The following is a 24,022-nucleotide window of genomic DNA, read 5'->3' as shown; positions in this document are numbered from 1 at the left end:
ACGCATCGTGGCCAACATCATCAACCTGGACCGGGTCAACAAGGGTTACGGCGCCGCCGGTCAGCTGCTCACCGACGTTTCTCTCGGCCTGGACGACGACGCCCGCATCGGCATCGTCGGCCTCAACGGCGCGGGCAAGTCCACCCTCCTTCGCATGATCGCGAAAATCGAGGAGCCGGACTCCGGCCGGGTCACCCACCGCCGCGACCTGCGGGTCGCGACGCTGCCGCAGAACCTCGCCCTCGACGCCGACCTCACCGTGCGTGACGTCGTGCTCGGCACCGCCTGGCTCGCCGAGGGCATGGGCGCCGAGCACGAGTGGGCCGGCGACGCCGGGGTCCGCACGATCCTCGACGGCCTCGGCATGGGTTACCTGGGTCTGGAAACCCCGGTCGGGCCGATGTCCGGTGGCGAGCGCCGCCGGGTCGCCCTCGCCGCGCTGCTGGTCCGAGACAGCGACCTGCTGATCCTCGACGAGCCCACCAACCACCTCGACGTGGCGGGTGTCGACTGGCTCGCCAAGCACCTGCTCACCCGGCGCGGCGCGCTGCTCGTGGTCACCCACGACCGGTGGTTCCTCGACGAGGTGTGCACCGCGACCTGGGAGGTCGTGGACGAGCAGGTGCATGCGTACGAGGGTGGTTACGCCGCCTGGACGCTGGCGCGCGCCGAGCGGCAGCGGGTCGCCGCCGCGGTCGAGGCCCGCCGGCAGAACCTGCTCCGCAAGGAGATCGCCTGGCTGCGCCGGGGCCCGCCGGCCCGGACCTCGAAGCCGAAATTCCGGATCGACGCGGCGAACGAGCTGATCGCCGACGTCCCGCCGGTGCGCGACACGGTCAGCCTGCAGCGCCTGGCAACCACCCGGCTCGGCAAGCAGGTCTACGACCTGGAGCAGGTCGACCTGGACGCCGGCCCCAAGCCGATCTTCAAGAACCTCACGTTCCAGGTCGGCCCGGGTGACCGGATCGCGATCCTGGGCGCCAACGGCGCGGGCAAGACGACGCTGCTGCGACTTCTGGCGGGCGTCACCAAGCCGGACGGCGGGCGTCTGGTCACCGGCTCGACGGTCCGCCCCGCGTTCCTCTCCCAGGAGCTCAAGGAGCTGCCCGGGCACCTGCGCCTGCTGGAGGCGGTGGAGGAGGTCGCCAAGCGGGTGAAACTGGGCGACCGGGAGCTCTCCGCGGGTCAGCTCGCCGAGGTGTTCGGCTTCACCGACAAGCGGATCTGGACGCCGGTCAGCGACCTCTCCGGCGGTGAGCGCCGGCGCCTGCAGATGCTGCGCCTGCTCGCCACCGAGCCGAACGTGCTGCTGCTCGACGAGCCGACGAACGACCTGGACACCGACACCCTGGCCTCGCTGGAGGACCTGCTCGACTCCTGGCCGGGCACGATGGTGGTGGCCAGCCACGACCGTTACCTCGTGGAGCGGGTGACCGACCAGGTCTACGCGATGTTCGGCGACGGCCGCCTCGTGCACCTTCCGGGTGGCATCGACGAGTACCTCGCACGGGTGACACAGCCGGGCCCCCCGGCCGTACCCGGGAAGGAAGCGCAAGCGGCCCCGGCCGCGCCGGGCCTCTCCGCGGGTGAGTTGCGCCAGGCTCGCAAGGATCTTTCCCGGCTGGAGCGCCAGATGGACAAGCTGGCCGAGAAGGAATCCAAGATCAACGAAAAGCTGGCCGAGCACGGCAGCGACTACGAGAAGATCGTGGAGTTCGAGGCGCAGTTGAAGGCCGTGCGGGACGAGAAGGACCAGGCCGAGATGGAGTGGCTCGAACTCGCGGAAAAGGTGGGGGATAGCTGATCCGGGGGGTGTGCCTGCGCCCTTGCGGCCGATACGCGAGAATCGGTACGACTACACCTGACCTTGGAGACGGACGGACAGCATGGCCTCGCACATTCCGGTCAACCATCCCCTGCGGCCGATCTACCGGATCGTTGGCTTCCTCGTCGGCGCCTACCTCGTGGTCTTCGGCGTCCTGGGCGCGATCCAGACCGCCGGGGAGCCGTTCGCGAACGAGACGGGCATCCGGGTCCTCGGCCAGGAGACCAACATGCTCTCGTCGATCATTCACATCGTGGTCGGCGGCCTCGTGCTCGCCGGCACGGCGATCGGCAAGAACCTCGACGTCGCGGTCGACAAGTACCTCGGCTGGGCGCTGCTGGTGATCGGCAGTTACGCGCTGGCCACCATCCGCACCGACGCCAACTTCTTCGGTTACAGCATGTCCACGGTGATCGTGACCTACCTGGCCGGGCTGCTGCTGATCACGGTCAGCCTGTACAGCAAGGTCGTCCCGGAGTCGCAGGCCGGCGCGCCGCGCCAGGTCCGCGAGGGACGCACCGCCTGATCGTCTCGTTGACCCCGCAAGATGCGGTCACCGCATCTTGCGGGTCAGCAGGCCCGGCTTGGTCTCCAGGTGGGACAGGCCGTTCCAGGCCAGGTTGACCAGGTGCGCGGCGACCATCTCCTTCTTCGGCCGCTGCGCCTCCCGCCACCACTGGCCGACCAGCGCCACCATCCCGACCAGCGCCTGTGAGTAGAGCTCGGCGAACTTCGGGTCGATGCCCCGGCTCTTGAACTCGGCGCCGAGGATGTGCTCCACCTGGTGCGCGATGTCGTTCATGACGCTGGAGAAGTTGCCCGCGGCGGAGAGCACCGGCGACTCGCGAACCAGCACCCGAAACCCGTGCGGCTCGTCGTCGATGTAGTCGAGCAGCGCGAGCGCCGCCTGTTCCAGCAGCTCCCGGGGATGTCCGGCGGTCAGCGCCGCGGCGATCCGGTCGAGCAGCGTCCGCACCTCACGGTCGACGACCACCGCGTACAGGCCCTCCTTGCCGCCGAAGTGCTCGTAGACGACCGGCTTCGACACCTTCGCCCGGGACGCCACCTCCTCGACGCTCGTCGCGTCGAAGCCCCGCTCGGCGAAGAGCTGCCGTCCTATCGCGATCAGCTGCTCACGGCGCTGAGCGGCCGGCATCCGGATTCGCGGTGGGCGGTCGGCGCTTTCCGTCTGATCTTTCACCCAGCCATCCTGACAGGAATGGCATGCGCGGGGCCTTGAAGGTGAACATCGCAGCGGCGGACCATTGCGCTATGACTACTGGGCGCGAAGCAGGTAGGTCCGAGACCAGCATGCGTGACGAGGCGCGCCGGCTCCGGACCGATCCGGGGCTGTCACGCACGCAGCTGAGGAGAATGTTCGGCGTCAGCAACGCGACCCTGACGGACTGGTTACGCGGTGTCGAGCCGCCGGCGCGTCCCCACGCGAAAGATCACCTTCGGGGTGAGGCGACCCGGCTCCGGACGGATGGCTGGTCACTCAACGACATCGCGACACGGTTGGGTGTCGCCAAGTCGACGGCATTCGCCTGGGTGGGGCACATCCCGCTCGATCCGGACAGCGCCCGAGCCACCGCGAAACGCGAGCTGGCGAAGAGGCATTCCGAGGCGCGGTGGGACGAGTTCCGGGCGGAGCGGGATCGGCGCCAGGCCGAGGTGTGGGATCTGGCGGCGCGTGATGTCGATGCCCTGTCGGATCGGGACGTGCTGCTCATGGGAGCCGTGGCCTACTGGTGCGAGGGCAGGAAATCGAAACCGTGGGCGCGCGAGGACCGGCTGACATTCATCAACAGCGACCCCGGTCTGTGCGGCCTCTTCCTGCGCTTTCTTCAGCTGGGCGGATACGGCGTCGCCGACTTGAAGTACCGCCTGAGCATCCATGAGACCGCCGATGCCGACGAGGCGGCGGACTGGTGGGCGGCTCAACTGGGTCTTCCCCGCGATCAGTTCCGCCGTCCGACGATCAAGAAGCATGTTCCCCTGACCCGCAGGGCCAACGTCGGCGACGACTATCACGGCTGTCTGATCATCGAGGCGCCCCGGTCACGCCTGCTCTATTGGCGGACGGAGGGCGTGATGCGGGCCGTCGTCCACGAGACTTCGTCCGCTTTCGCCGGGCAAGGCGGGGGACGCTAGGCTGTCTCCAGCACTATTCGGCCGTGGTGTAATTGGCAACACCCTTGGTTTTGGTCCAAGTATTCCGGGTTCGAGTCCTGGCGGCCGAGCAATTCCTGTGGTAAAGCCCGAGGGCTGTGGGGTGGAATTGTCGCCCCGGCAAGATGCCGCTGCAATCGATGGAGTCCCGCGTGAGCCAGGCCCCCAGCCGTACCGTTGTCGTCCTCGCCGCTGGTGAGGGGAAGCGGATGAAGTCCGCGACGCCCAAGGTTCTTCAGCCGCTGCTCGGGCGCACCCTGCTGGGGCACGTCCTGGCCGTCGCGTCGGCGATCCGGACCGACCGCACCCTCGTCGTCGTCGGGCACAAGGCCGACCAGGTCGGCGCCTTCCTCGCCGAGGCCGCGCCGGAGGCCACCCCGGTGCTGCAGGCCGAGCAGAACGGCACCGGCCACGCCGTGCGCATCGCCCTGGATGCGGCGCCCGAGCTGACCGGCACCGTCGTGGTGCTCAGCGGCGACGTGCCGCTGCTGCGCCCGGAGACGGTCGAGGCGCTGCTCGCCACCCATGAGCGGGCCGGCGCGGCGGCGACCGTGCTGGGCGCCGAGGTCGCCGACCCGACAGGTCTCGGGCGGCTGGTCCGGGACGCGGAGGGCAACCTGGAACGGATCGTCGAGCAGAAGGACGCCACCGACGAGCAGCGGCGGATCCGGGAGATCAACTCCGGGATCTACGCGTTCGACGCGGTGCTGCTGCGCGAGGCGCTGAGCAAGTTGTCGACCGACAACGCGCAGGGCGAGGAGTACCTCACGGACGTCTTCGGGATCCTGGCCGGCCAGGGGCACCCGGTCGCGGTCGAGATCGCCGAGTTCGCGTACGAGACGCTCGGCTGCAACGACCGTGCCGAGCTCTCCCGGCTGCGGGTGCTGATGCGCGATCGGGTGAACGACGCCTGGATGCGGTCCGGCGTGCTGCTGCTGGACCCGGCGACCACCTGGATCGACGTGACCGCCACCCTCGAGCCGGACGCCGTGGTCGACCAGAACTCGCAGATCTCGGGCACCTCGTCGGTGGCGACCGGCGCGGTGATCGGCCCGGACACCACGCTGGTGGACACGGTGGTCGCCGAGGGCGCCACGGTGCTGCGGACGCACGCGATCGGCGCGGAGATCGGGCCGGCGGCGACCGTGGGGCCGTACTCGTACCTGCGGCCGGGCACCAGGCTGGCGCGCAAGTCCAAGGTCGGCGGTTTCGTCGAGACCAAGAACGCCCAGCTCGGCGAGGGCGCGAAGGTGCCGCACCTGTCCTATGTCGGTGACGCCTCGATCGGCGCGAGCGCGAACATCGGCGCCGGTACGATCTTCGCGAACTACGACGGGGTCCGGAAGAGCCGGACCACGGTCGGCGAGGCCGCGTTCGTCGGCTCGGACACGGTCCTCATCGCGCCGGTGACGATCGGCCCGGGGGCGTACGTGGCGGCAGGCAGCGCGATCGCCAAGGACGTTCCGGCCGGTGACCTCGGTGTGACCCGCGCGCAGCAGCGCAACGTGGAAGGCTGGACCGAGCGCCGCCGTCCCGGGACGGTGTCCGCGAAAGCCGCGGCACGGGCTGCGGATATCACCCCTGAGCAGGACTGATCCAGCGGGGGTGAGCCATCCCACCCGGCGGCCGTGAAACGTGGCGGTTACGTTCTCGCAAGGGATACTTCACTGCGAACCCACCCCCTAATCAACGGGAGCAGCGAGCCGATGGGCAGCATCGTCGCCGAGAACCGTAAGAGTTTGATGCTCTTCTCCGGCCGGGGATTCCCGGAACTGGCGGAGGAGATCGGACAGGTGCTCGGCGTCGCGCCGACGCCCTCGGACTCGTACGAGTTCGCCAATGGTGAGATCTTCGTCCGGTTCAAGGATTCGGTTCGCGGGTCCGACGCCTTCGTGGTCCAGTCGGTCACCGAGGGCGTGAACCGGTGGGTCATGGAGACCCTGATCATGATCGACGCGCTGAAGCGCGGGTCGGCGAAGCGGATCACCGTGGTCCTGCCGTTCTACCCGTACTCGCGGCAGGACAAGAAGCACCGCGGCCGGGAGCCGATCTCCGCCCGTCTGGTGGCGGACCTGCTGAAGACCGCCGGCGCGAACCGGATCCTCACGGTCGACCTGCACACCGCGCAGATCCAGGGCTTCTTCGACGGCCCGGTGGACCACCTGTTCGCGATGGACATCCTGGCCGACTACGTGCAGAAGAAGTTCGCCGGCCGCCCGATGACCGTGGTGGCGCCGGACTCCGGCCGGGTGCGGGTCGCCGAGCGGTGGACCGACCGGCTGGGTGGCTGCCCGCTGGCCTTCATCCACAAGACCCGTGACCCGCTGAAGCCGAACCAGGTGGTGGCGAACCGCGTGGTCGGCGAGGTCGAGGGCCGGGTCTGCCTGATCGTCGACGACATGATCGACACCGGCGGCACGATCACCAAGGCGGCGGACATCCTCTTCGAGGAGGGCGCGGCCGACGTGATCGTGGCGTCCACCCACGCGCTGCTCTCCGACCCGGCGACCGAGCGCCTGAAGAACAGCCGGATCAGCGAGCTGGTGGTGACGAACACGCTGCCGCTCTCACCGGAGAAGCGGCTCGACAAGATCACTGTGTTGTCGATCGCGCCGCTGCTGGCTCGCGCGATCCGTGAGGTGTTCGACGACGGCTCGGTGACCACTTTGTTCGGTGGCCTCAGCTGATCCACCGATAAGGGAAACGCCCGTCTGTGACGGGCGTTTTCTCTTGTGGCGCAAGTTGCCGCGACAGGGTGCTTTTTACGCAGACGCCGCCGGCAGAGGCGGACCCGCCGACCAGTGCGCGATCGTGGCAGGTAAGCTAGTGCGGTTGCCACGGCGAGGGTGCCTCGTGGTCTGCTGAGGTTTCGCAGTCCACTCGAGGTGCCGTCATCGACGCGGTGCTCCGGGCCTGTGCCCAGCGCGCCCTTCGCCCGGCAGCGCCGGCGACGGTCCTAGCGCCGTCGGCGGCCACCACCGCATGTCCTGCCGGATACCGCAGCCGCAGACTTAGCCGCAGCCCGCATCGAGAAGTTTCAGGAGTTTCCCCGTGTCCGAGGTAAAGATCAGCGCCGAGCCCCGCACCGAGTTCGGCAAGGGTGGTGCCCGCCGCACGCGCCGGGCCGGCCTGGTGCCAGCCGTTCTCTACGGCCACGGCGAGGCGCCGCAGCACATCGCGCTGCCCGCCCGTGAGTTCGCCGCCGCCATCCGGCACGGTGGGCTCAACCAGATTTTCACGATCGACATCGCGGGCAACGCCGCCGCGACGCTGGCCCTGCCGAAGGCCATCCAGCGTGACCCGATCAAGGACACCTACGAGCACATCGACCTGCTCATCGTGAAGCGCGGCGAGAAGGTCCAGGTCGACATCCCGGTGACCCTGGTCGGCGAGGCCGCCAAGAACACCCTGATCGTGCACGAGTCGAACACCGTCTCGGTGGTCGCCGAGGCGCTGCACCTCCCGTCCGAGCTCGAGGTCTCGATCGACGGCCTCGAGGCCGGCGCGCGGATCACCGCCGGCGACGTGAAGCTGCCCCGCGGCACCGAGCTGGCGGTCGAGGCCGACCTGGTGCTCGCGATGATCACCGCGGCCCAGAGCACCACCCAGGCCGAGGACGACGCGGCCGCCGCCGAGGCCGAGGGCGAGAGCGCCGCGGAGTAAGTCTGACGCGCGCAGCGGTAAGCCAGGAATCAGGGAAAGTGCCTTCGGGTGCTTTCCCTGATCTGTATATGCGGTGGAGGCGAAGTTGAGCGACGAGGCACCCTGGCTGGTGGTCGGCCTGGGAAACCCCGGCAAGGAGTACGCGGGCAACCGGCACAACGTCGGATTCATGGTCGCGGACCTGCTGGCGTCCCGGATCGGCGGCAAGTTCGGCCGGGCGAAGCGGGCACAGGGCGAGATGGCCGAGGGCCGTCTGGGCATGGGTGGCCCGAAACTGATCCTCCTGAAGCCGCTGACCTATATGAACCTGTCCGGTGCCCCGGTGGTGGCGTTGTCGCAGTTCTTCAAAGTGCCCGTGGCGAATGTGATCGCGGTGCATGATGAGCTGGATGTGCCGTTCGGACAGGTGCGTGCCAAGCGGGGCGGCGGCGAGGGTGGTCACAATGGACTGCGCTCGATGTCGAAGTCGCTGGCCACCAAGGAGTACGCGCGGGTGCGTTTCGGGATCGGGAGGCCGCCGGGCCGGCAGGACCCGGCCGACTACGTGCTCTCCGACTTCTCCGGTGCGGAGCGCAAGGAGTTGGACTTCCTGGTGGACCGAGCTGCCGACGTCACCGAGGCGATAGTTCTCGAGGGCGTCGAGTGGGCGCAGAACAAGTTCCACGGAAGCTGACAGCCTGGCGATTTGTCCGCCTTGTCATGCCGTGACGCGCTCCGCCATCCGTCCGTTGGTCACACGGGTGCACGCATCGGGTGACAGGGGGTCGGCGGGGGATGTCTCAGGACGTGTCGTCGACCGAGCCCGTCGCGCCGGAGAATCCCGACACCGGGGCACCGAAGACTCCCGACACCGACGCACCGAAGAAACCCAATGCGGGACCGTGGATCCCGACCACCAAGATCCCGGTCCCGGGGGCGCCGCTCAGCCCACCTCCCGCCGGATCCGAGGCGCGAGCCCCCAACAGAGGGGCCCGTAACAACGCGATCGAGCGGCACTGGTCGGACCGCCCCAACCGCTCCCAGGCCGCCCGCCCGGCGAGCCGGCCGTTCGTCCGCAACCGCGGCCGGCACGCCGCGATGTCCCGGCGTCAGCTCTGGGAGCGCAGGTACGTCTGGTCGCTCGTCGTCTCCGACCTGACCGCCGGGGTCGCCGCCGGCGTGGCGACGTTCATCGTCCGCTTCGGCGACGCGGTGACCCAGTACAACCGTGCCTATACCTTCTTCTCCGCGCTGCTGCCGGTCCTGCTCCTGCTGGTGCTCGCGGTCTCCCGGGCGTATGAGCGCCGCTATCTCTTCGTCGGCAGCGACGAGTATCAGCGGGTGCTCCGGGGCGGCGTCGGATTGATCGCGGGGGCGGCCGTGGTCTCGTACGCGCTCAGTTTGGATCTCGCCCGGTCCTACGTGCTCGTCGCTCTGCCGGGCGCGATCGCCGCCGTCGTCGTGCTCCGGTTCCTGCTGCGCAAGCGGCTGCATCTTGCCCGCAGCCGCGGCGAGAACCTCCGACGAGTGATCGTTGTCGGACACGAGCTGTCAGTGATCGGAATCACCCGACAGTTGCGCCGCGAGCGGTACCACGGCCTCGAGGTGGTCGGCGCCTGCCTGCCCCCGGACGCCGACGGGATCGGCGTCGACGGCCTGACCGTCTACGGCACGTTCGACGAGGTGGCGAGCGCGGTCGAGCAGGCCGACGCGGACACCGTGGTGGTGCTCAGCTGCCCCGAGCTGGACGGCACCGCGGTGCGCCGGCTCGCCTGGCAGCTGGAGCGGGACGAGGTCGATCTCGTGGTGGCCAGCGCCCTGGTCGATGTGGCCGGTGCGCGGACCACGATTCGCCCGTTCGATGGACTTCCCATGCTGCACGTCGAACATCCCCGGCTGCACGGCGGATCGCGCCTGGTCAAGGACGTGTTCGATCGTTTAGGCGCACTGGCCCTGCTGATCGTTGCCGGTCCGGTGCTGCTGGGCGTGGCGCTCTGCGTGGGACTCACGTCACGTGGACCGGTACTCTTTCGCCAAGTGCGCGTGGGACGTGACGGCCGAGAATTCCGGATCTTCAAGTTCCGCAGCATGTACCTCGACGCCGAGGCTCGCCTGGGCGAACTGAGGCATCTCAACGAGCACGACGGTGTGCTCTTCAAAATGCGCGACGATCCGCGGGTCACCCCGGTCGGTCGGTGGCTGCGCCGGTTCTCGCTCGACGAGCTCCCGCAGCTGCTCAACGTCCTGCTGGGGCAGATGTCGCTGGTCGGCCCGCGACCCCCGCTGCCGACGGAGGTCGCCGCCTACGCCGACGATGTGCGGCGGCGGCTGGCGGTCAAGCCCGGCATGACCGGTCTGTGGCAGGTGTCCGGGCGCTCGGATCTCTCCTGGGAGGAGGCGGTCCGACTCGACCTGCGCTATGTCGAGAACTGGTCCCTGAGCCTCGATCTGGTGATCCTGCTCAGGACCGTGACCGCGGTGGTGCGGTCGTCCGGGGCGTACTGAGTCCGGGCCTGTCGCAGGCAGGGCCGGCGCTGGGCGAAAGCCGAGGAGGAGCGAGACGATGGGCGAGCAGACGAAGACGTCGGCACGCATTGCGGGGCCGCGGGACGCCGGCGAGGGCGGCTCGCCGCCGGTCATCGACGCGGCCTTCGCCCGCTGGCTCGCGGACCGCGCCGGCCAGGAGCTTCTCCGGGTCCGAGCCGAGATCGGGTACGCGGATCCAAAGGCTCTCAAGGCCGCCGGCGACCAGGCCGCACACGACCTTCTGAAGACCGAGCTGGCCCGCTGGCGACCCGCTGACGCCGTCCTATCCGAGGAGGACGAGCACTCCCGGGTGGCCTGGCAGGAGGGCGTCGCCCGGCCGGACCGCCTGGGCGCCTCGCGTGTCTGGATCGTGGACCCGCTGGACGGCACCCGGGAGTTCTCCGAGGAGGGCCGGACCGACTGGGCCGTGCACGTGGCGCTCTGGACCGCCGACTCGTCCAATCCGGCCTGCCTCGCGGCCGGCGCGGTGGCGATGCCGGCCCAGCACCGGACGTTCGCGACCGACAAGCCCCCGGCGTACCCGCCGATGCCGCTGGAGTCGGCGACCGGCGGGGCGATCCGGATCGCGGCGAGCCGGACCCGGCCGCCCGCGTTCGTGACGGCGCTCGCCGGGGAGATCGGCGCCGAGCTGGTGCCGATGGGCTCGGCCGGTGTGAAGATCGCCGCAGTGATCAGTGGCGAGGCCGACGCGTACGTGCACGCCGGCGGTCAGTACGAGTGGGACTCGGCCGCGCCGGTCGCGGTGGCCCTGGCCACCGGGCTGCACGCCTCCCGCATCGACGGCACTCCGCTGGCCTACAACCAGGGCGACCCGAAGCTACCTGACCTGGTGGTCTGTCGTAAGGATCTCGCTCCTCGGTTGCTTGCTGCGTTGCAGAAGCATCTTCCGACACAATGACGAGTCGGCACCAAACAAGCAGGGTGAACACCGGAGAAAGGTCTGGGGACTGAGCCCATGAGCCAGACGAAGCCCTACCGCGTCTCACATCTGGATGCGCTCGAAGCCGAGAGCATCTTCATCATGCGGGAGGTCATGGCCGAGTTCGAGCGCCCAGCGCTGCTCTTCTCCGGCGGCAAGGACTCGATCGTGATGCTCCGCCTCGCGGAGAAGGCGTTCGCCCCCGGGCGGATCCCGTTCCCGGTCATGCACGTCGACACCGGCCACAACTTTCCCGAGGTCCTGGAGTACCGGGACCGGCGGGTGGCCACGCTCGGCCTGAACCTGGTGATCGCCAGCGTGCAGGAGGCGATCGACACCGGCCTGGTCCGCGAGCTGCCGGACGGCACCCGCAACCGGATCCAGACCCCGGTGCTGCTCGCCGCCCAGGAGAAGTACCGCTTCGACGCGCTCTTCGGCGGCGCCCGCCGGGACGAGGAGAAGGCCCGGGCCAAGGAGCGGATGTTCAGCTTCCGCGACGAGTTCGGCCAGTGGGACCCGAAGAACCAGCGGCCCGAGCTGTGGTCGCTCTACAACGGGCGGCACCACCCCGGCGAGTCGATCCGGGTGTTCCCGCTCTCCAACTGGACCGAGCTGGACGTCTGGCACTACATCGCCAAGGAGCAGATCCCGCTGCCGAGCATCTACTACGCGCACGACCGCGAGGTCGTCGAGCGCAACGGGATGTTCTACGCGGTCAACGAGTTCATCCGGCTCCGCGACGGCGAGACCTCCGAGGTGCGCCGGGTGCGGTACCGCACGGTCGGCGACGCGTCGCAGACCGCCGCGGTGCTCTCCGAGGCGGACACCGTCGAGAAGGTGATCGACGAGGTCGCCGCCACCCGGATCACCGAGCGCGGCGCCACCCGCGGCGACGACCGGGTGTCCGAGGCCGCGATGGAAGACCGTAAGCGAGAGGGTTACTTCTGATGAGCCAGGCAGTTCTCGAGCCGGAAGCCGCAGCCGGGCGCGGCATGGACCTGCTGAGGTTCGCCACCGCCGGAAGCGTGGACGACGGCAAGTCGACGCTCATCGGCCGGCTGCTCTACGACACCAAGACGATCTTCGAGGACCAGCTCGAGGCCGTGGAGAGCGCCAGCGCGTCCCGCGGCGACGAGTACACGAACCTCGCGCTGCTCACCGACGGCCTGCGGGCCGAGCGGGAGCAGGGCATCACGATCGACGTGGCGTACCGGTACTTCGCCACCCCGCGCCGCAAGTTCATCATCGCGGACACCCCGGGGCACATCCAGTACACCCGGAACATGGTCACCGGCGCCTCCACTGCCGACCTGGCGCTGATCCTGGTCGACGCCCGCAAGGGCCTGGTCGAGCAGTCCCGCCGACACGCGTTCCTGACCACCCTGCTGCGGGTGCCGCACCTGGTGCTCTGCGTGAACAAGATGGACCTGGTCGACTGGGACAAGGAGGTCTACGACCGGATCGCCGACGAGTTCACCTCGTTCGCCGCGAAGCTGGACGCCCCGGACCTGACGATCATCCCGATCTCGGCGCTCAACGGCGACAACATCGCGTCCCGGTCGGACAAGTCCCCGTGGTACGAGGGCCCGTCCCTGCTGCACCACCTGGAGCACGTGCACATCGCCAGCGACCGCAACCTGGTCGACGTCCGGTTCCCGGTGCAGTACGTGATCCGCCCGCAGTCCACCACCGTGACCGACTACCGGGGTTACGCCGGTCAGGTCGCCTCCGGCATCCTCAAGCCCGGTGACGAGGTGCTCGCCCTGCCGTCCGGCCTGACCAGCAAGATCGCGTCGATCGACACCGCGGACGGGCCGGTCGAGGAGGCCTTCCCGCCGATGTCGGTGACGGTCCGGCTGACCGACGAGATCGACATCTCGCGCGGCGACATGATCTGCCGGCCGAACAACGCGCCGGCCGTCGCGCAGGACATCGAGGCGATGATCTGCTGGATGGACGAGTCGGCGCCGCTGCGCGTCGGTGGGAAGTACACGATCAAGCACACCACCCGGACGGCGCGGACCGTGGTCCGCGGCGTGCAGTACCGGCTGGACGTGAACACGCTGCACCGCGACGAGTCGGCCGGTGAGCTCGCGCTCAACGAGATCGGCCGGATCAAGCTGCGGACCACCGTGCCGCTGCTGGCGGACGAGTACCGCCGCAACCGGACGACCGGTGGCTTCATCCTGATCGACGAGGGCACCAACCGTACGGTCGGCGCCGGCATGATCATCGAAGCCCGATAAGCGGACTGCGTACCGTCGCCCAGACGATCTTGCCGTTCTCCGCGGGCACCGCGCCCCAGGAGGCGGCCGTCTGATCCACCGTCCGCAGGCCCCGGCCCCGCTCGTCGAGCGGCAGGTCGGGGCGCGGGCGGGTGGTGCTCGGCAGCAGCCGGGGCAGTGCCGGGTCGCCGTCGGCCACCGCCAGGTGCAGGCCCGAACCGCGCCGGGTCACCACCACGTGGATCTCGGTGCCGGCGTGCTCGACCGCGTTCGTCACCAGCTCGGACATGACCAGCCGGCTGGGGTGCAGCAGACTCGCCAGTCCCCAGGACAGGCAGGCGTCACTGACCAGGTTGCGCGCGGCGCTCGGGGCGTCGGTGTCCGGCGCCAGCGTGGCCGTGAGCCGCTCGCTGCCGGGGATCCGGCCGGCCAGCGCCACCCGGGCCTGCCGCACCTTCGCGTACACCGGCAGGAACCGGCCCACTCCCAGGCCCTGCATGCGGTCCGCCAGCGGCAGATCCGGCGGCACGCAGAGCGCCACCGGCACCGGCGGTATCAGAGCCGCCGCGGCGTGCTGAGCGGTCACCCAGGTCGGCGCGCTCTCGCTGTTCGGGTCGAGCAGCCCGGTGAGGTCCACGATGAGGGCGTCCGGATGCTCGGTGAAGCATCGGCGCAGCGTCGCCGAGGCGTTGAGCCGGAGCTGGTCGTCCCAGGAGCCACGGACCGTGAGGAGAGAGACTGCGGCGTCCGCCCCGGCATCGAGGCGGACCGTGACACCTTGCTCGGTGTCATCGGAGAGATACGGTGGGCTGACCCCCATGTCGCTCACCATAGACGGGTGACCGCTGCCCGGCCCCTGGTCTCGCTCCTGTGGGTGATCGGCTGAAAGGCCTACTCCACCCCCCTGCGATCAGTGGCGGTCCCGGTCCTCGTGGTCGGTCACCTCGTCGATCGCCTCGGTGATCGCGCCGGTGATGTCACCGGACGGCACGGCGATCGCCTCGACCTCGTCGTGCAGCCGGGACTCGGAGGTGCGCTCCGGCTCGGGCGCGGTGGCCCCGCCGGCGAAGCCGAACTCGTTCGGCTGGTCGGTCTCGACGTTACGGTCCTGCGGTTCGCTGGTCATGAGTGCGCCATACCCACCGCAGGACCCCGTAAAGCCTCTAGATCCTCGCCGCGCCCGGCCCGGCCACGGCGACCCAGCTGGTCGGAGCGGTGAAGCCGCGCTCGGCGTACGCGCCGGCCACCGCCGCGGCGGTGGCGTCGGCCCGGTCCGCGTCGACCAGGGCGAGCACACAGCCGCCGAAGCCGCCGCCGGTCATCCGGGCGCCGTACGCGCCGGCCGCGAGCGACGCCTCCACCGCCACGTCCACCTGGGCCACGGTGATCTCGAAGTCGTCCCGCATCGAGGCGTGCGAGGCGGTCAGCAGCGGGCCGACCTCGCGGACCCGGCCGTCACGCAGCAGCGCCACGGTGTCCAGGACGCGCTGGTTCTCGGTGACGATGTGCCGGGTCCGGCGGACCAGGACGTCGTCGCCGAGGCGCTCGAGCGCGGCCGGCAGGTCGGCGGTGGCGACGTCGCGCAGGGCCGGCACGCCCAGCAGCGCGGCCGCCTCCTCGCAGCTCTTGCGGCGTGCGCCGTACTCGCCGTCGACGTGCTGGTGCGGGGCGTTGCTGTTGATCACCAGGATGGCCAGGCCCTCGGCGGCCAGGTCGAACGGGATCTGCTCGACCTCGTACGACCGGCAGTCCAGGAACAGCGCCTTGCCGTCCTGGCAGCGGATCGAGGCCGACTGGTCCATGATTCCGGTGGGCGCTCCGACGTACACGTTCTCGGCCCGCTGGGCGAGCGCCGGGCGCTTCTCCAGCGGCAGGTCCAGGCCGCCGAGGTCGATCAGCGCGGTCAGCACCGCCGACTCGAGAGCGGCGGAGGACGAGAGGCCGGAGCCGAGCGGCACGTCCGAGTCGATCGCGATGCGCGCCGTCGGCACCTCGAAGCCCGCCTCCTGCAGCGCCCAGACCACTCCGGCGACGTAGGCGCCCCAGCCGGTGACCTCACCCGGCGCGGTGGTCCCGAAGCTCACCGGCTCGGGGATGAGGGTCGAGCAGACGTGCCAGCGGTCGTCCGGCGACGGGCCGGCCGCGGCGAGGGTGCGCTGCGGCAGCGCGAAGGGGAGCACGAAGCCGTCGTTGTAGTCGGTGTGCTCGCCGATCAGGTTCACCCGCCCGGGCGCGGCCCAGACGCCCGCCGGCTCGGCGCCGTAGGCGGCCGTGAAGATCTCCTTGACGCTCATGCCACGTGCTTCCGGTAGAAGGTCCAGGCGTCGCCGATCATCGCCTGCAGGGTGTTCTTCCGCGGCGTCCAGCCGAGCTCGGTGCGGGCGCGCTCGGAGGAGGCGACAAGGGTCGCCGGGTCGCCGTCACGGCGCGGGGCGATCTCCACCGGGATGGCCGCGCCGGTGACCTCACGGGCGGCCTCGACGACCTGCTTGTTGGAGAAGCCGTTGCCGTTGCCCAGGTTGTAGATCTTGTGCTCGCCGGCCACCGTCGCGTCCAGGGCCAGCAGGTGGGCCCGCGCCAGGTCCTCGACGTGGATGTAGTCGCGCACGCACGTGCCGTCGGTGGTGGGGTAGTCGTCGCCGAAGAGCTGCAGCTTCTCCCGCTTGCCGGCGGCGGCCTGCAGGGTGATCGGGATGAGGTGGGTCTCCGGGTCGTGCCGCTCGCCGATCTCGTGCTCGCCGGTGATGTACGCCCCGGCCACGTTGAAGTAGCGCAGCGAGACGGCAGCCAGCCCGTGTGCGAACGTCTCCGAGGTCAGCGCCAGGTCGAAGGTGAGCTTCGTCGACCCGTACGTGCTGGTGGGGGCCTTGATCGAGGACTCGGTGATGGGCAGCTCGACCGGGTTGCCGTAGACCGCCGCGGTGGACGAGAAGATCACCCGCGGCACCTTGGCGGCGCGGATCGCGTCCAGCAGGGCGAGCGACTTCACCACGTTCTCGTGCCAGTACAGCCCGGGCTTGGCCATCGACTCGCCGGCCGCGATCAGCCCGGCGAAGTGCAGCACCGCGTCGAATCCGGCGTCCGGGGTGAGGACCTGCGCGGCGTCGGCGATGTCGGCCTCGACGAAGGTGGCGTCCGGGGCGACGGCCTCGCGGAAGCCGGTGCGAAGGTTGTCGAGGACGACCACTTCGTGGCCGGCGTCCAGCAGTAGCCTGCTGGTCACGCTGCCGACGTAGCCGGCGCCGCCGGTGACGAGCAGTTTCATTTGCTCAGACCCTTTCGCTAGTGAAGACGATCATAGAATCCTCCACAAACGCTCATAAGTCAACAGGTTCGAACATCGGCGCGATACGGTGGGGGATTCGCGGTTACCGGGGAGAGGCTGACACAATGGCGGCCATGTCCGACGTTGCCCGCCGCCCGCGTGTGCTTTCCGGCATTCAGCCGACCGCCGATTCCTTCCACCTCGGCAACTATCTGGGCGCCGTCCGCAACTGGGTGGCGATGCAGAACACGCATGACGCCTTCTACTGCGTGGTCGACCTGCACGCGATCACCATGGGGCACGACCCGGTGGCTCTGCGCAACCGTACTCGCGTCTCGGTGGCGCAGCTGCTCGCGCTCGGCCTGGACCCGGAGCTCTGCACGCTCTTCGTGCAGTCGCACGTCCCCGAGCACGCGCAACTCGGCTGGGTGCTCAGCTGCATCACCGGTTTCGGTGAGGCCAGCCGGATGGTCCAGTTCAAGGACAAGTCGGCGAAAGCGGGCCAGGACAGCACGTCCGTCGGCCTCTTCACCTACCCGATCCTCCAGGCCGCGGACATCCTGCTCTACCAGGCCGACCAGGTGCCGGTCGGCGAGGACCAGCGGCAGCACCTCGAGCTCACCCGGGACCTGGCGCAGCGGTTCAACACGCGGTTCGGCAAGACCTTCACCACCCCCTCGGCGTACATCGTGAAGGACACCGCGAAGATCACCGACCTGCAGGATCCGACGATCAAGATGTCCAAGTCGGCCTCCTCGCCGAACGGCATCATCGAGCTGCTGGACGACCCGGCGCGCTCGGCCAAGAAGATCAGGTCGGCGGTCACCGACACCGGACGAGAGGTCCTCTTCGACGAGGAGAACAAGCCCGGCGTCAGTAACCTGCTCACCATCTACGCCGCGCTCACCGGCCGGACCATCGACGACCTTGTCGAGGGGTACGAGGGACGCGGCTACGGCGACCTGAAGAAGGACCTGGCCGAGGTGCTCGTCGAGTTCGTCAAGCCGATCCAGGAGCGCACCAAGGCGTACCTGGACGATCCGGCCCACCTCGACAAGATCCTCGCGATCGGCGCGGAGAAGGCCCGGGCCGTCTCGGCGGTGACGCTGGCACGGGCGTACCAGAACGTGGGTTTCGTCGCCCCGGCCCGCGGAGCCTGACGCGGTGTCCGACCCGGCACTCACGCGCATCGGCGTGGCGATCGACATCCCGGAACCGTGGGGCGCGCAGCTGACCCGGCGGCGCGCCGAGGCGGGCGACCCGCAGGCCGCCTACACGCCCGCACACGTCACGCTCCTCGGCCCGACCGAGGTGGCCGGCGACGCGCTGCCCGCGGTGGAGAAACACCTGGAGTCGATCGCCGCCGCCCAGCCGCCGTTCACCATCCACCTGCGCGGCACCGGCACGTTCCGGCCGATCACCGAGGTGGTTTTCGTGACGCTGGCGAAGGGCATCAGTGAGTGTGAGCTGCTGGCCGAGGCGATCACGCGCTCGGAGGACGTGCGGCGGGACACCCGGTTCCCGTACCACCCGCACGTCACGGTGGCGCAGGACGTCTCACCGGAGGCGCTGGACGCCGTCTTCGAGGACCTCGCCGGATTCTCGGCGAGTTTCGAGGTCACCTCGTTCACGCTTTTCTCGCACGGCGGCGAGGGGCCGTGGCGGCCACGGCGGGACTTCCCACTCGGGCGCTGACAACTCGGTTACGGTCTGCCGGTGAACCCGATCGACCGGGGGTACGACGCTGCCGAAGCCCGGATCACGACGTGGCGATATCGGTCGCCGTACTTCGACCATTTCTGCCGGGCCATCCTGCGGTACTGGGACGTCCAGGGCGGGCGGCTGGCCGCGGCCATCGCCTACTACGGATTCTTCGCGGTCTTCGCCCTGCTGCTCATCGGCTACTCCATCTTCGGCCTGCTGCTGAGCAACAACGTCGAGCTGTTCGAGCTGGTGACCGACTTCCTCCGGGACAACCTGCCGTTCCTCGACGTCCAAGCCATCGTGGACAGCAAGAAGACGGTCGGCATCGTCGGCATCATCGGCCTGACCTTCACCGGCATCGGGTGGGTGGAGTCGATCCGATCCTCCCAGCGGCTGATCTGGCAGCTCCGGGAGCAGCCCGGGTACATCGGCGTGCGGCAGGCCGTCGACCTGCTCGTGCTGATCGGACTGCTGGTGCTGCTGGCGCTCACCCAGCTCGCCGTCTACGGGCTGGAGCGGCTGCTGCACTGGCTGGCCGGCGGCGGGTTCACCACGCTGCTCTCGGTGGTCAGCCTGGTGCTCACGTTCGGCGTCAACATGCTGCTGGCGGCGGCCCTGCTCACCGGCGTGCCGCGGCTGAAGATGACCGCCCGCCGGATGGCGCCGCCGGTGCTGCAGGTCGGCATCGGGCTGATGCTGCTCAACACGGTGGGCAAGTCGTTCGTCGCGATCGTGGAGCGGAACCCGGCGTACGCGCTCGTCGGCTCCGCCGTGGGCGCCCTGGTCTATCTGTACGTCTTCAACCAGCTGCTGCTCTTCGGCGCCGCCTGGGCCGCGACCAGCCCGCACGGCCGGGTCACCGATCTGTCAGCTGACGATAAAACCGCTCCCGTGGGGCAAAACACCTGGATTCGCCACTCCCGCCCGCGATGATGCTTCGGTGGGCACTCTCGTGACGCTGCAGCTGCCGCCTGGATCACCGATCGCCGATCTGCCGTGGGTCGTCACCATCGGCGCGCTCGGCGACCCCGACGAGTGGGATCCGGTGGTCTGCGGTCCGTACGAGCGTGACCACGCCCTGGCCCTGGCCCGGGCCGTGGTGGCCGACGACGATCTGATGGCGGTGGTGGAGCCGCTGCAGCCGCTCGACGGGGTGGAGGCGATCCGCCGGGAGATCGAGCTGGCCCGGACCGCCGACTTCAGCGACGCCGACACGGGCGCGGGCTCCTCCGCCGCGGTGCCCGGCGCCCCTCCGGAGCCCGGGGAGGTGCGGGCGGGCTGGCGGCGGATCGCCGCTGGAATACTCACGCCGTGATGATCAGCAAGCGGTGGGCGGCGTTCCTCGTCGGCGTCGGGGTGTGGACGTGGGTGATCTGGCCGAGGTTCGGGGTGGCGATCTGGAACGACGACCGGTCGTTCGCCGACGGTGCGCCCACCTCATTCCTCTGGGTGCACGCCGTGTTGATCGTGGCGTCGCTCACTATTGGCACCGTGGTGGGTGTGCTGGGCGTCCGTGCGTGGCGTCACAAGTGATTCCGTATGTAAATTCGGATCGCCTCTGACCACCCCAGATGCCCGTTTCCGGCCGTAACAACGTGATACAGAAACGGGCCGAACGGGATCCGGGATTGCAACCAGGTAACGGACAACGAACAGTCCGGAACGATCACCTGACGTCGCGTTTAGCCCCGGCTACGCTGCCGTCCTTAGGTTCACCGAGCGGGTCGGTGCGCACATCAAGAAGGAGGGCGTCTTGCGCCCAGTACGTGGGAAGCGGATCGTGGCGATTCTCGCGGCAGGTGGGCTGACGCTCGCTGCCGCCGCCTGTGGCGATGCCCCCGAGGACAGCCCGGCCGGCGGCTCCAGCGCTGCCGCCGCTTACAAGGCCTGCATGGTCACCGACACCGGTGGCATCGACGACAAGTCGTTCAACGCGTCCGCCTGGGCCGGCCTGGAGGCTGCCAAGGCCGAGGCCAGCAACGTCGACGCGAAGTACGTGGCGTCCTCCTCCGAGGCCGACTACGAGCCGGGCCTGCGCAGCTTCGTGACCCAGAAGTGCAACTTCATCCTGGCGGTCGGCGGCCTGATGGGCGACGCCACCACCAAGGTCGCCAAGGAGAGCGCCGACTCGCAGTTCGGCATCGTCGACAGCACCAGCGGCAACACCAACGTCTTCCCGATGCAGTTCGCCACCCAGCAGGCCGCGTTCCTCGCCGGCTACCTGGCCGCGGGCTACACCAAGACCGGCAAGGTCGCGACGTACGGTGGCCTGAAGATCCCGCCGGTCACCATCTTCATGGACGGCTTCTACGACGGCGTCGAGTACCACAACAAGACCAAGGGCACCAAGGTCGCGGTCGTGGGCTGGGACAAAGCGAAGCAGAACGGCACCTTCGCCGAGAGCTTCGTCGACCAGAACAAGGGCAAGAGCATCACCCAGACCCTGGTCTCGCAGGGCGCCGACATCGTCATGCCGGTCGCCGGCGGCACCGGCCTGGGCACCGCCCAGGTCGCCAAGGACTCGGCCGGCAAGACCTCGGTCATCTGGGTCGACCAGGACGGCTGCAAGAGCGCCGAGCAGTACTGCGACGTGTTCCTGACCACGGTCGTCAAGAACATCGAGGAGGCCGTCAAGGAGGCCGTCGTCAAGGGCGCCAAGGGTGAGGCGCTCGCCGCCAGCCCGGGTTACGTGGGCACCCTGGAGAACAACGGCGTCGGCCTGGCCGGTTACAACCAGTTCGACTCCAAGGTCGACGCGGCGCTCAAGGCCGAGATCGACAAGCTGAAGGCGGACATCGTCGCCGGCACCGTGAAGGTCGAGTCGGCCAGCGCGCCTGCGTGATCCAGTAGTTAGGTAGCATCTCGGCCGCCGCCCAGCCGCGGGTCCACCACCTGCGGCTGAGCGGCGGCTCGTGTTGAACCCACCAGTGAAGTCCACCAGCGAACCGGGAGATTCCGCTGAAACTCAAACTGCGCGGCATCACCAAGCGCTTCGGCGACCTGGTGGCCAACGACCACATCGACATCACCGTCGAGCCCGGCGAGGTGCACGCCCTGCTGGGCGAGAACGGCGCCGGCAAGTCGACCCTGATGAACCAGCTGTACGGCCTGCTGCAGCCGGACGAGGGCCAGATCGTCGTCAACGGCGAGCCGGTCGTCTTCCGCAGCCCGCGCGACGCGATCGCCGCCGGCATCGGCATGGTCCACCAGCACTTCATGCTGGTGCCCGTCTTCACCGTGGCGGAGAACATCGCGCTCGGCAGCGAGGAGACCCGCGGCGGGCCGCTCGGCTGGCTGGACCGCCGCCGCTCGCGCCGCGACGTCCTGGAGACCTCCGAGCGGTACGGCCTGCCGGTCGACCCGGACGCGCTGGTCGAGGACCTGCCGGTCGGCGCGCAACAGCGCGTGGAGATCGTCAAGGCGCTCACCCGCGACGTCGACCTGCTGATCCTGGACGAGCCGACCGCCGTGCTCACCCCGCAGGAGACCGACGAGCTGCTCGCCGTGATGCGCTCGCTCACCGCGATGGGCAAGTCGATCGTATTCATCACCCACAAGCTCAAAGAGGTCAAGGCGATCGCCGACCGGATCACCGTGGTCCGCCGCGGGAAGATCGTCGGAACCGCCTCGCCGGACGCCGGGGAGGACGAGCTCGCCGCCCTGATGGTCGGCCGCGCGGTGAGCCTGGAGGTCGCGAAGACCCCGGCGGAACCCGGCCGCGGCGTGCTCAAGCTCTCCGGCCTGGTCGTCGATGACGACCGGGGCGTCCGTGCCGTCGACGGCGTGGACCTGGAGGTGCGGGCCGGCGAGGTGCTCGGCATCGCGGGCGTGCAGGGCAACGGGCAGACCGAGCTGGTCGAGGCCGTGATGGGCCTGCGCGAGGTGCGGGCCGGCACGATCGAGCTGGACAACGAGAGCCTGACCGCGCTGAACACCAAGCAGATCCTGCGCTCCGGCGTCGGTTACATCCCCGAGGACCGTAGCCACGACGGCGTCGTCAAGGAGTTCACCGTCGCGGAGAACCTGATCCTCGACATGTACGACCGGTCGCCGTACGGCAACTCGTTCAAGATGAACCGGGACAGCATCGGCAGCAACGCCCAGGAGCGGGTGGACCAGTTCGACATCCGGTGCCAGTCGCCGGAGACCCCGGTCGGCACCCTCTCCGGCGGCAACCAGCAGAAGGTCGTGGTGGCCCGGGAGATGTCCCGCCCGCTGCGCCTGTTCATCGCCTCACAGCCGACCCGCGGTGTGGACGTCGGCTCGATCGAGTTCATCCACGGTCAGATCATCCACGAGCGCGACCAGGGCACCGCGGTGCTGGTGGTCTCCAGCGAGCTGGACGAGGTGGTCGGACTGGCCGACCGGATCGCCGTGATGTACCGCGGCCGGGTCCTGGCCATCGTCTCGCCGGACACCCCGCGCGAGGAACTCGGCCTGCTCATGGCCGGCATCACCGGACCGGCCGAGAAAGGGACGAAGTGACCACCGAAGCGCCGGCTAAAAAAGAGGAATCGTTCCTCAGCCACTTCACCCGCAACCTCTGGTCGTCGAACACGGTCACGGTGACGTTCCTGTCGATCGTGCTGGCGTTCGTGATCGGCGCGATCCTGATCGTCGTCTCCGACTCCGAGGTGCTGGCGAAGTTCGCCTACTTCACCGCCCGTCCGGGTGACGCGCTGACCGCGAGCTGGCAGCTGATCAGCACCGCCTACTCCGACCTGCTCAAGGGCGCGTTCGGCGACCCGGAGGCGTTCTCCGCCTGGTTCAGCGGGACCGGCACCTGGCAGGACGCGTTCGCGCCGATCTCCGAGACGCTCACCTACGCCGCCCCGCTGGTGTTCACCGGCCTCTCCGTGGCGCTGGCGTTCCGCGGTGGCCTGTTCAACATCGGCGCGCAGGGCCAGGCCGTGATCGGCTGCATCACCGCCGGCGTGGCCGGCTTCACGTTCGGCCTGCCGATCGTGCTGAACCTGGTGGTGGCGATCGTGGCCGGCGCGATCGGCGGCGCGCTCTGGGGCTTCATCCCGGGCATCCTCAAGGCGCGCACCGGCGCGCACGAGGTGATCACCACGATCATGCTCAACTACACCGCCGCGCTGTTCCTCTCCTGGCTGGTGCTGCAGAAGGGCGTGCAGGACCCGGACCGCACCGACGCGATCAGCAAGACCATCGCGGACTCGGCGCAGCTGCCGTCGTTCGGCGGCGTGCTCCGGGTGCACCTGGGCATCCTGCTCGCGGTGGCGGTCACGGCCGGCGTGGCCTGGCTGCTGAACCGCTCCTCGTTCGGCTTCGAGCTGCGGGCCGTCGGCGCGAACCAGCACGCGGCCAAGACCGCGGGCATCAGCGTCGCCAAGACGTACGCGGTGCTGATGGCCGTCGCCGGCGCCCTCGCCGGTCTCGGCGGCGCGACCCAGGTCCTCGGCACCGCCCACGCGCTCACCCCCGCGGTGGCCGGCAACATCGGCTTCGACGGCCTGCTCGTCGCCCTGCTCGGCCGCAACAAGCCGTGGGGCACCCTCTGGGCCGCCCTGCTCTTCGGCGCGCTGCGAGCCGGCGGCAACCGGATGCAGTCCTACTCCGGCATCTCGCTGGAGCTGGTCACCGTGCTCCAGGCGCTGATCGTCATCTTCATCGCCGCCCCCGCCCTGGTTAAGGCGATCTTCCGACTTCGCGCCACCCGCCTCGTGCGGCCGGGCGCCTCGCTGGCGAAGGGCTGAGAC

24 protein-coding genes and 1 tRNA gene are annotated in these 24,022 nt (G+C 69.4%); 20 read left to right on the top strand and 5 right to left on the bottom strand.

Features of this window, described 5'->3' with window-relative positions; translation table 11 throughout:
* Window positions 1–7 precede the first annotated feature (7 nt).
* Together AMIS_RS37045 and AMIS_RS37040 are read left to right on the top strand one after the other, a co-directional pair.
* Window positions 8–1,804 carry an ABC-F family ATP-binding cassette domain-containing protein gene (locus tag AMIS_RS37045; RefSeq protein ID WP_014447611.1) on the top strand — a complete coding sequence of 599 codons (1,797 nt, stop codon included), beginning with the start codon at window positions 8–10 and terminating at the stop codon, window positions 1,802–1,804.
* 82 nt (window positions 1,805–1,886) lie between these two features.
* Window positions 1,887–2,351 (top strand): DUF4383 domain-containing protein, encoded by a 465-nt coding sequence (locus AMIS_RS37040; RefSeq protein ID WP_014447610.1) that lies wholly within the window; start codon window positions 1,887–1,889, stop codon window positions 2,349–2,351.
* Between the two features lie 27 nt (window positions 2,352–2,378).
* Here AMIS_RS37040 and AMIS_RS37035 read toward each other — a convergent pair whose 3' ends face one another.
* Window positions 2,379–2,981, bottom strand: coding sequence for a TetR/AcrR family transcriptional regulator (locus AMIS_RS37035; protein ID WP_014447609.1), 603 nt, complete (start codon window positions 2,979–2,981; stop codon window positions 2,379–2,381).
* Window positions 2,982–3,136: 155 nt separating this feature from the next.
* Between AMIS_RS37035 and AMIS_RS37030 the strand changes: the two genes are divergently transcribed.
* From AMIS_RS37030 to cysN, 10 genes are all read left to right on the top strand, one after another.
* Window positions 3,137–3,979 carry a hypothetical protein gene (locus AMIS_RS37030; RefSeq protein WP_051042288.1) on the top strand — a complete coding sequence of 281 codons (843 nt, stop codon included), beginning with the start codon at window positions 3,137–3,139 and terminating at the stop codon, window positions 3,977–3,979.
* A gap of 17 nt (window positions 3,980–3,996) precedes the next feature.
* Window positions 3,997–4,068 (top strand) — tRNA-Gln (locus AMIS_RS37025).
* Window positions 4,069–4,149: 81 nt separating this feature from the next.
* On the top strand, window positions 4,150–5,592 hold the full coding sequence (gene glmU / locus AMIS_RS37020; protein WP_041831644.1) for a bifunctional UDP-N-acetylglucosamine diphosphorylase/glucosamine-1-phosphate N-acetyltransferase GlmU: 1,443 nt from the start codon (window positions 4,150–4,152) through the stop codon (window positions 5,590–5,592).
* A 111-nt stretch (window positions 5,593–5,703) separates the two neighbouring features.
* Window positions 5,704–6,684 carry a ribose-phosphate diphosphokinase gene (locus AMIS_RS37015; protein ID WP_014447606.1) on the top strand — a complete coding sequence of 327 codons (981 nt, stop codon included), beginning with the start codon at window positions 5,704–5,706 and terminating at the stop codon, window positions 6,682–6,684.
* Window positions 6,685–7,048: 364 nt separating this feature from the next.
* The gene (locus AMIS_RS37010) at window positions 7,049–7,660 is read left to right on the top strand and encodes a 50S ribosomal protein L25/general stress protein Ctc (protein WP_014447605.1); all 612 of its coding nucleotides are present in this window, start codon (window positions 7,049–7,051) and stop codon (window positions 7,658–7,660) included.
* 85 nt (window positions 7,661–7,745) lie between these two features.
* Window positions 7,746–8,333, top strand: a complete 588-nt coding sequence (gene pth / locus AMIS_RS37005) for an aminoacyl-tRNA hydrolase (protein ID WP_041831643.1) — start codon at window positions 7,746–7,748, stop codon at window positions 8,331–8,333.
* Between the two features lie 101 nt (window positions 8,334–8,434).
* Complete coding sequence (locus AMIS_RS37000) at window positions 8,435–10,144, top strand: exopolysaccharide biosynthesis polyprenyl glycosylphosphotransferase (protein WP_014447603.1); 1,710 nt, start codon at window positions 8,435–8,437, stop codon at window positions 10,142–10,144.
* Window positions 10,145–10,202: 58 nt separating this feature from the next.
* On the top strand, window positions 10,203–11,084 hold the full coding sequence (locus tag AMIS_RS36995; protein ID WP_014447602.1) for a 3'(2'),5'-bisphosphate nucleotidase CysQ: 882 nt from the start codon (window positions 10,203–10,205) through the stop codon (window positions 11,082–11,084).
* A 57-nt stretch (window positions 11,085–11,141) separates the two neighbouring features.
* Window positions 11,142–12,053 (top strand): sulfate adenylyltransferase subunit CysD, encoded by a 912-nt coding sequence (cysD, locus tag AMIS_RS36990; RefSeq protein WP_014447601.1) that lies wholly within the window; start codon window positions 11,142–11,144, stop codon window positions 12,051–12,053.
* On the top strand, window positions 12,053–13,351 hold the full coding sequence (gene cysN, locus AMIS_RS36985; RefSeq protein WP_014447600.1) for a sulfate adenylyltransferase subunit CysN: 1,299 nt from the start codon (window positions 12,053–12,055) through the stop codon (window positions 13,349–13,351). The genes cysD and cysN overlap by 1 nt, the downstream gene beginning before the upstream one ends.
* Here cysN and AMIS_RS36980 read toward each other — a convergent pair.
* The 4 genes from AMIS_RS36980 to galE form a co-directional block, all read right to left on the bottom strand.
* Window positions 13,335–14,150, bottom strand: a complete 816-nt coding sequence (locus AMIS_RS36980) for an ATP-binding protein (protein ID WP_041831640.1) — start codon at window positions 14,148–14,150, stop codon at window positions 13,335–13,337. The two genes, cysN and AMIS_RS36980, sit on opposite strands and share 17 nt — an antisense overlap.
* Window positions 14,151–14,240: 90 nt before the next feature.
* Window positions 14,241–14,456: a hypothetical protein gene (locus AMIS_RS36975; RefSeq protein ID WP_014447598.1), complete on the bottom strand. Its 216-nt coding sequence runs from the start codon at window positions 14,454–14,456 to the stop codon at window positions 14,241–14,243.
* A gap of 37 nt (window positions 14,457–14,493) precedes the next feature.
* A complete protein-coding gene (gene galK, locus AMIS_RS36970; RefSeq protein ID WP_014447597.1) occupies window positions 14,494–15,624 on the bottom strand; it encodes a galactokinase in 1,131 nt (376 codons plus the stop codon).
* On the bottom strand, window positions 15,621–16,595 hold the full coding sequence (galE, locus tag AMIS_RS36965; RefSeq protein ID WP_014447596.1) for a UDP-glucose 4-epimerase GalE: 975 nt from the start codon (window positions 16,593–16,595) through the stop codon (window positions 15,621–15,623). The genes galK and galE overlap by 4 nt, the downstream gene beginning before the upstream one ends.
* A gap of 134 nt (window positions 16,596–16,729) precedes the next feature.
* On the opposite strand from galE, the gene trpS reads away from it, so the two are divergent.
* From trpS to AMIS_RS36925, 8 genes are all read left to right on the top strand, one after another.
* Window positions 16,730–17,755 carry a tryptophan--tRNA ligase gene (gene trpS / locus AMIS_RS36960; protein ID WP_041831639.1) on the top strand — a complete coding sequence of 342 codons (1,026 nt, stop codon included), beginning with the start codon at window positions 16,730–16,732 and terminating at the stop codon, window positions 17,753–17,755.
* A 4-nt stretch (window positions 17,756–17,759) separates the two neighbouring features.
* Entirely contained in the window at window positions 17,760–18,290 is a 531-nt protein-coding gene (locus AMIS_RS36955; protein WP_014447594.1) for a 2'-5' RNA ligase family protein, read from the top strand.
* Between the two features lie 21 nt (window positions 18,291–18,311).
* Complete coding sequence (locus AMIS_RS36950; RefSeq protein ID WP_014447593.1) at window positions 18,312–19,232, top strand: YihY/virulence factor BrkB family protein; 921 nt, start codon at window positions 18,312–18,314, stop codon at window positions 19,230–19,232.
* A gap of 7 nt (window positions 19,233–19,239) precedes the next feature.
* Window positions 19,240–19,614, top strand: a complete 375-nt coding sequence (locus tag AMIS_RS36945) for a hypothetical protein (protein WP_014447592.1) — start codon at window positions 19,240–19,242, stop codon at window positions 19,612–19,614.
* Entirely contained in the window at window positions 19,614–19,832 is a 219-nt protein-coding gene (locus AMIS_RS36940; protein WP_231859437.1) for an SCO4848 family membrane protein, read from the top strand. Before AMIS_RS36945 ends, AMIS_RS36940 begins: the two co-directional genes overlap by 1 nt.
* A gap of 220 nt (window positions 19,833–20,052) precedes the next feature.
* Complete coding sequence (locus AMIS_RS36935) at window positions 20,053–21,141, top strand: BMP family lipoprotein (RefSeq protein WP_041830296.1); 1,089 nt, start codon at window positions 20,053–20,055, stop codon at window positions 21,139–21,141.
* Between the two features lie 161 nt (window positions 21,142–21,302).
* Complete coding sequence (locus tag AMIS_RS36930) at window positions 21,303–22,784, top strand: ABC transporter ATP-binding protein (protein ID WP_014447589.1); 1,482 nt, start codon at window positions 21,303–21,305, stop codon at window positions 22,782–22,784.
* Window positions 22,781–24,019, top strand: a complete 1,239-nt coding sequence (locus tag AMIS_RS36925; protein WP_014447588.1) for an ABC transporter permease — start codon at window positions 22,781–22,783, stop codon at window positions 24,017–24,019. Before AMIS_RS36930 ends, AMIS_RS36925 begins: the two co-directional genes overlap by 4 nt.
* The last annotated feature ends 3 nt before the right edge of the window (window positions 24,020–24,022 follow it).

The organism is Actinoplanes missouriensis 431, from assembly GCF_000284295.1.
Lineage (GTDB): Bacteria > Actinomycetota > Actinomycetes > Mycobacteriales > Micromonosporaceae > Actinoplanes > Actinoplanes missouriensis.
Note: the sequence above shows the minus strand (reverse complement) of the source record. Positions and strands in the feature narration are given on the sequence as shown.

Bases quoted from the DNA above. Each gene is read 5' to 3' on its own strand.
- AMIS_RS37040 (WP_014447610.1), top strand. From the start codon at position 1,887: ATGGCCTCGCACATTCCGGTCAACCATCCCCTGCGGCCGATCTACCGG.
- AMIS_RS37035 (WP_014447609.1), bottom strand. From the start codon at position 2,981: ATGCCGGCCGCTCAGCGCCGTGAGCAGCTGATCGCGATAGGACGGCAG.
- AMIS_RS37030 (WP_051042288.1), top strand. From the start codon at position 3,137: ATGCGTGACGAGGCGCGCCGGCTCCGGACCGATCCGGGGCTGTCACGC.
- AMIS_RS37015 (WP_014447606.1), top strand. From the start codon at position 5,704: ATGGGCAGCATCGTCGCCGAGAACCGTAAGAGTTTGATGCTCTTCTCC.
- AMIS_RS37000 (WP_014447603.1), top strand. From the start codon at position 8,435: ATGTCTCAGGACGTGTCGTCGACCGAGCCCGTCGCGCCGGAGAATCCC.
- AMIS_RS36995 (WP_014447602.1), top strand. From the start codon at position 10,203: ATGGGCGAGCAGACGAAGACGTCGGCACGCATTGCGGGGCCGCGGGAC.
- cysD (WP_014447601.1), top strand. From the start codon at position 11,142: ATGAGCCAGACGAAGCCCTACCGCGTCTCACATCTGGATGCGCTCGAA.
- cysN (WP_014447600.1), top strand. From the start codon at position 12,053: ATGAGCCAGGCAGTTCTCGAGCCGGAAGCCGCAGCCGGGCGCGGCATG.
- AMIS_RS36980 (WP_041831640.1), bottom strand. From the start codon at position 14,150: ATGGGGGTCAGCCCACCGTATCTCTCCGATGACACCGAGCAAGGTGTC.
- AMIS_RS36975 (WP_014447598.1), bottom strand. From the start codon at position 14,456: ATGACCAGCGAACCGCAGGACCGTAACGTCGAGACCGACCAGCCGAAC.
- galK (WP_014447597.1), bottom strand. From the start codon at position 15,624: ATGAGCGTCAAGGAGATCTTCACGGCCGCCTACGGCGCCGAGCCGGCG.
- galE (WP_014447596.1), bottom strand. From the start codon at position 16,595: ATGAAACTGCTCGTCACCGGCGGCGCCGGCTACGTCGGCAGCGTGACC.
- trpS (WP_041831639.1), top strand. From the start codon at position 16,730: ATGTCCGACGTTGCCCGCCGCCCGCGTGTGCTTTCCGGCATTCAGCCG.
- AMIS_RS36940 (WP_231859437.1), top strand. From the start codon at position 19,614: ATGATCAGCAAGCGGTGGGCGGCGTTCCTCGTCGGCGTCGGGGTGTGG.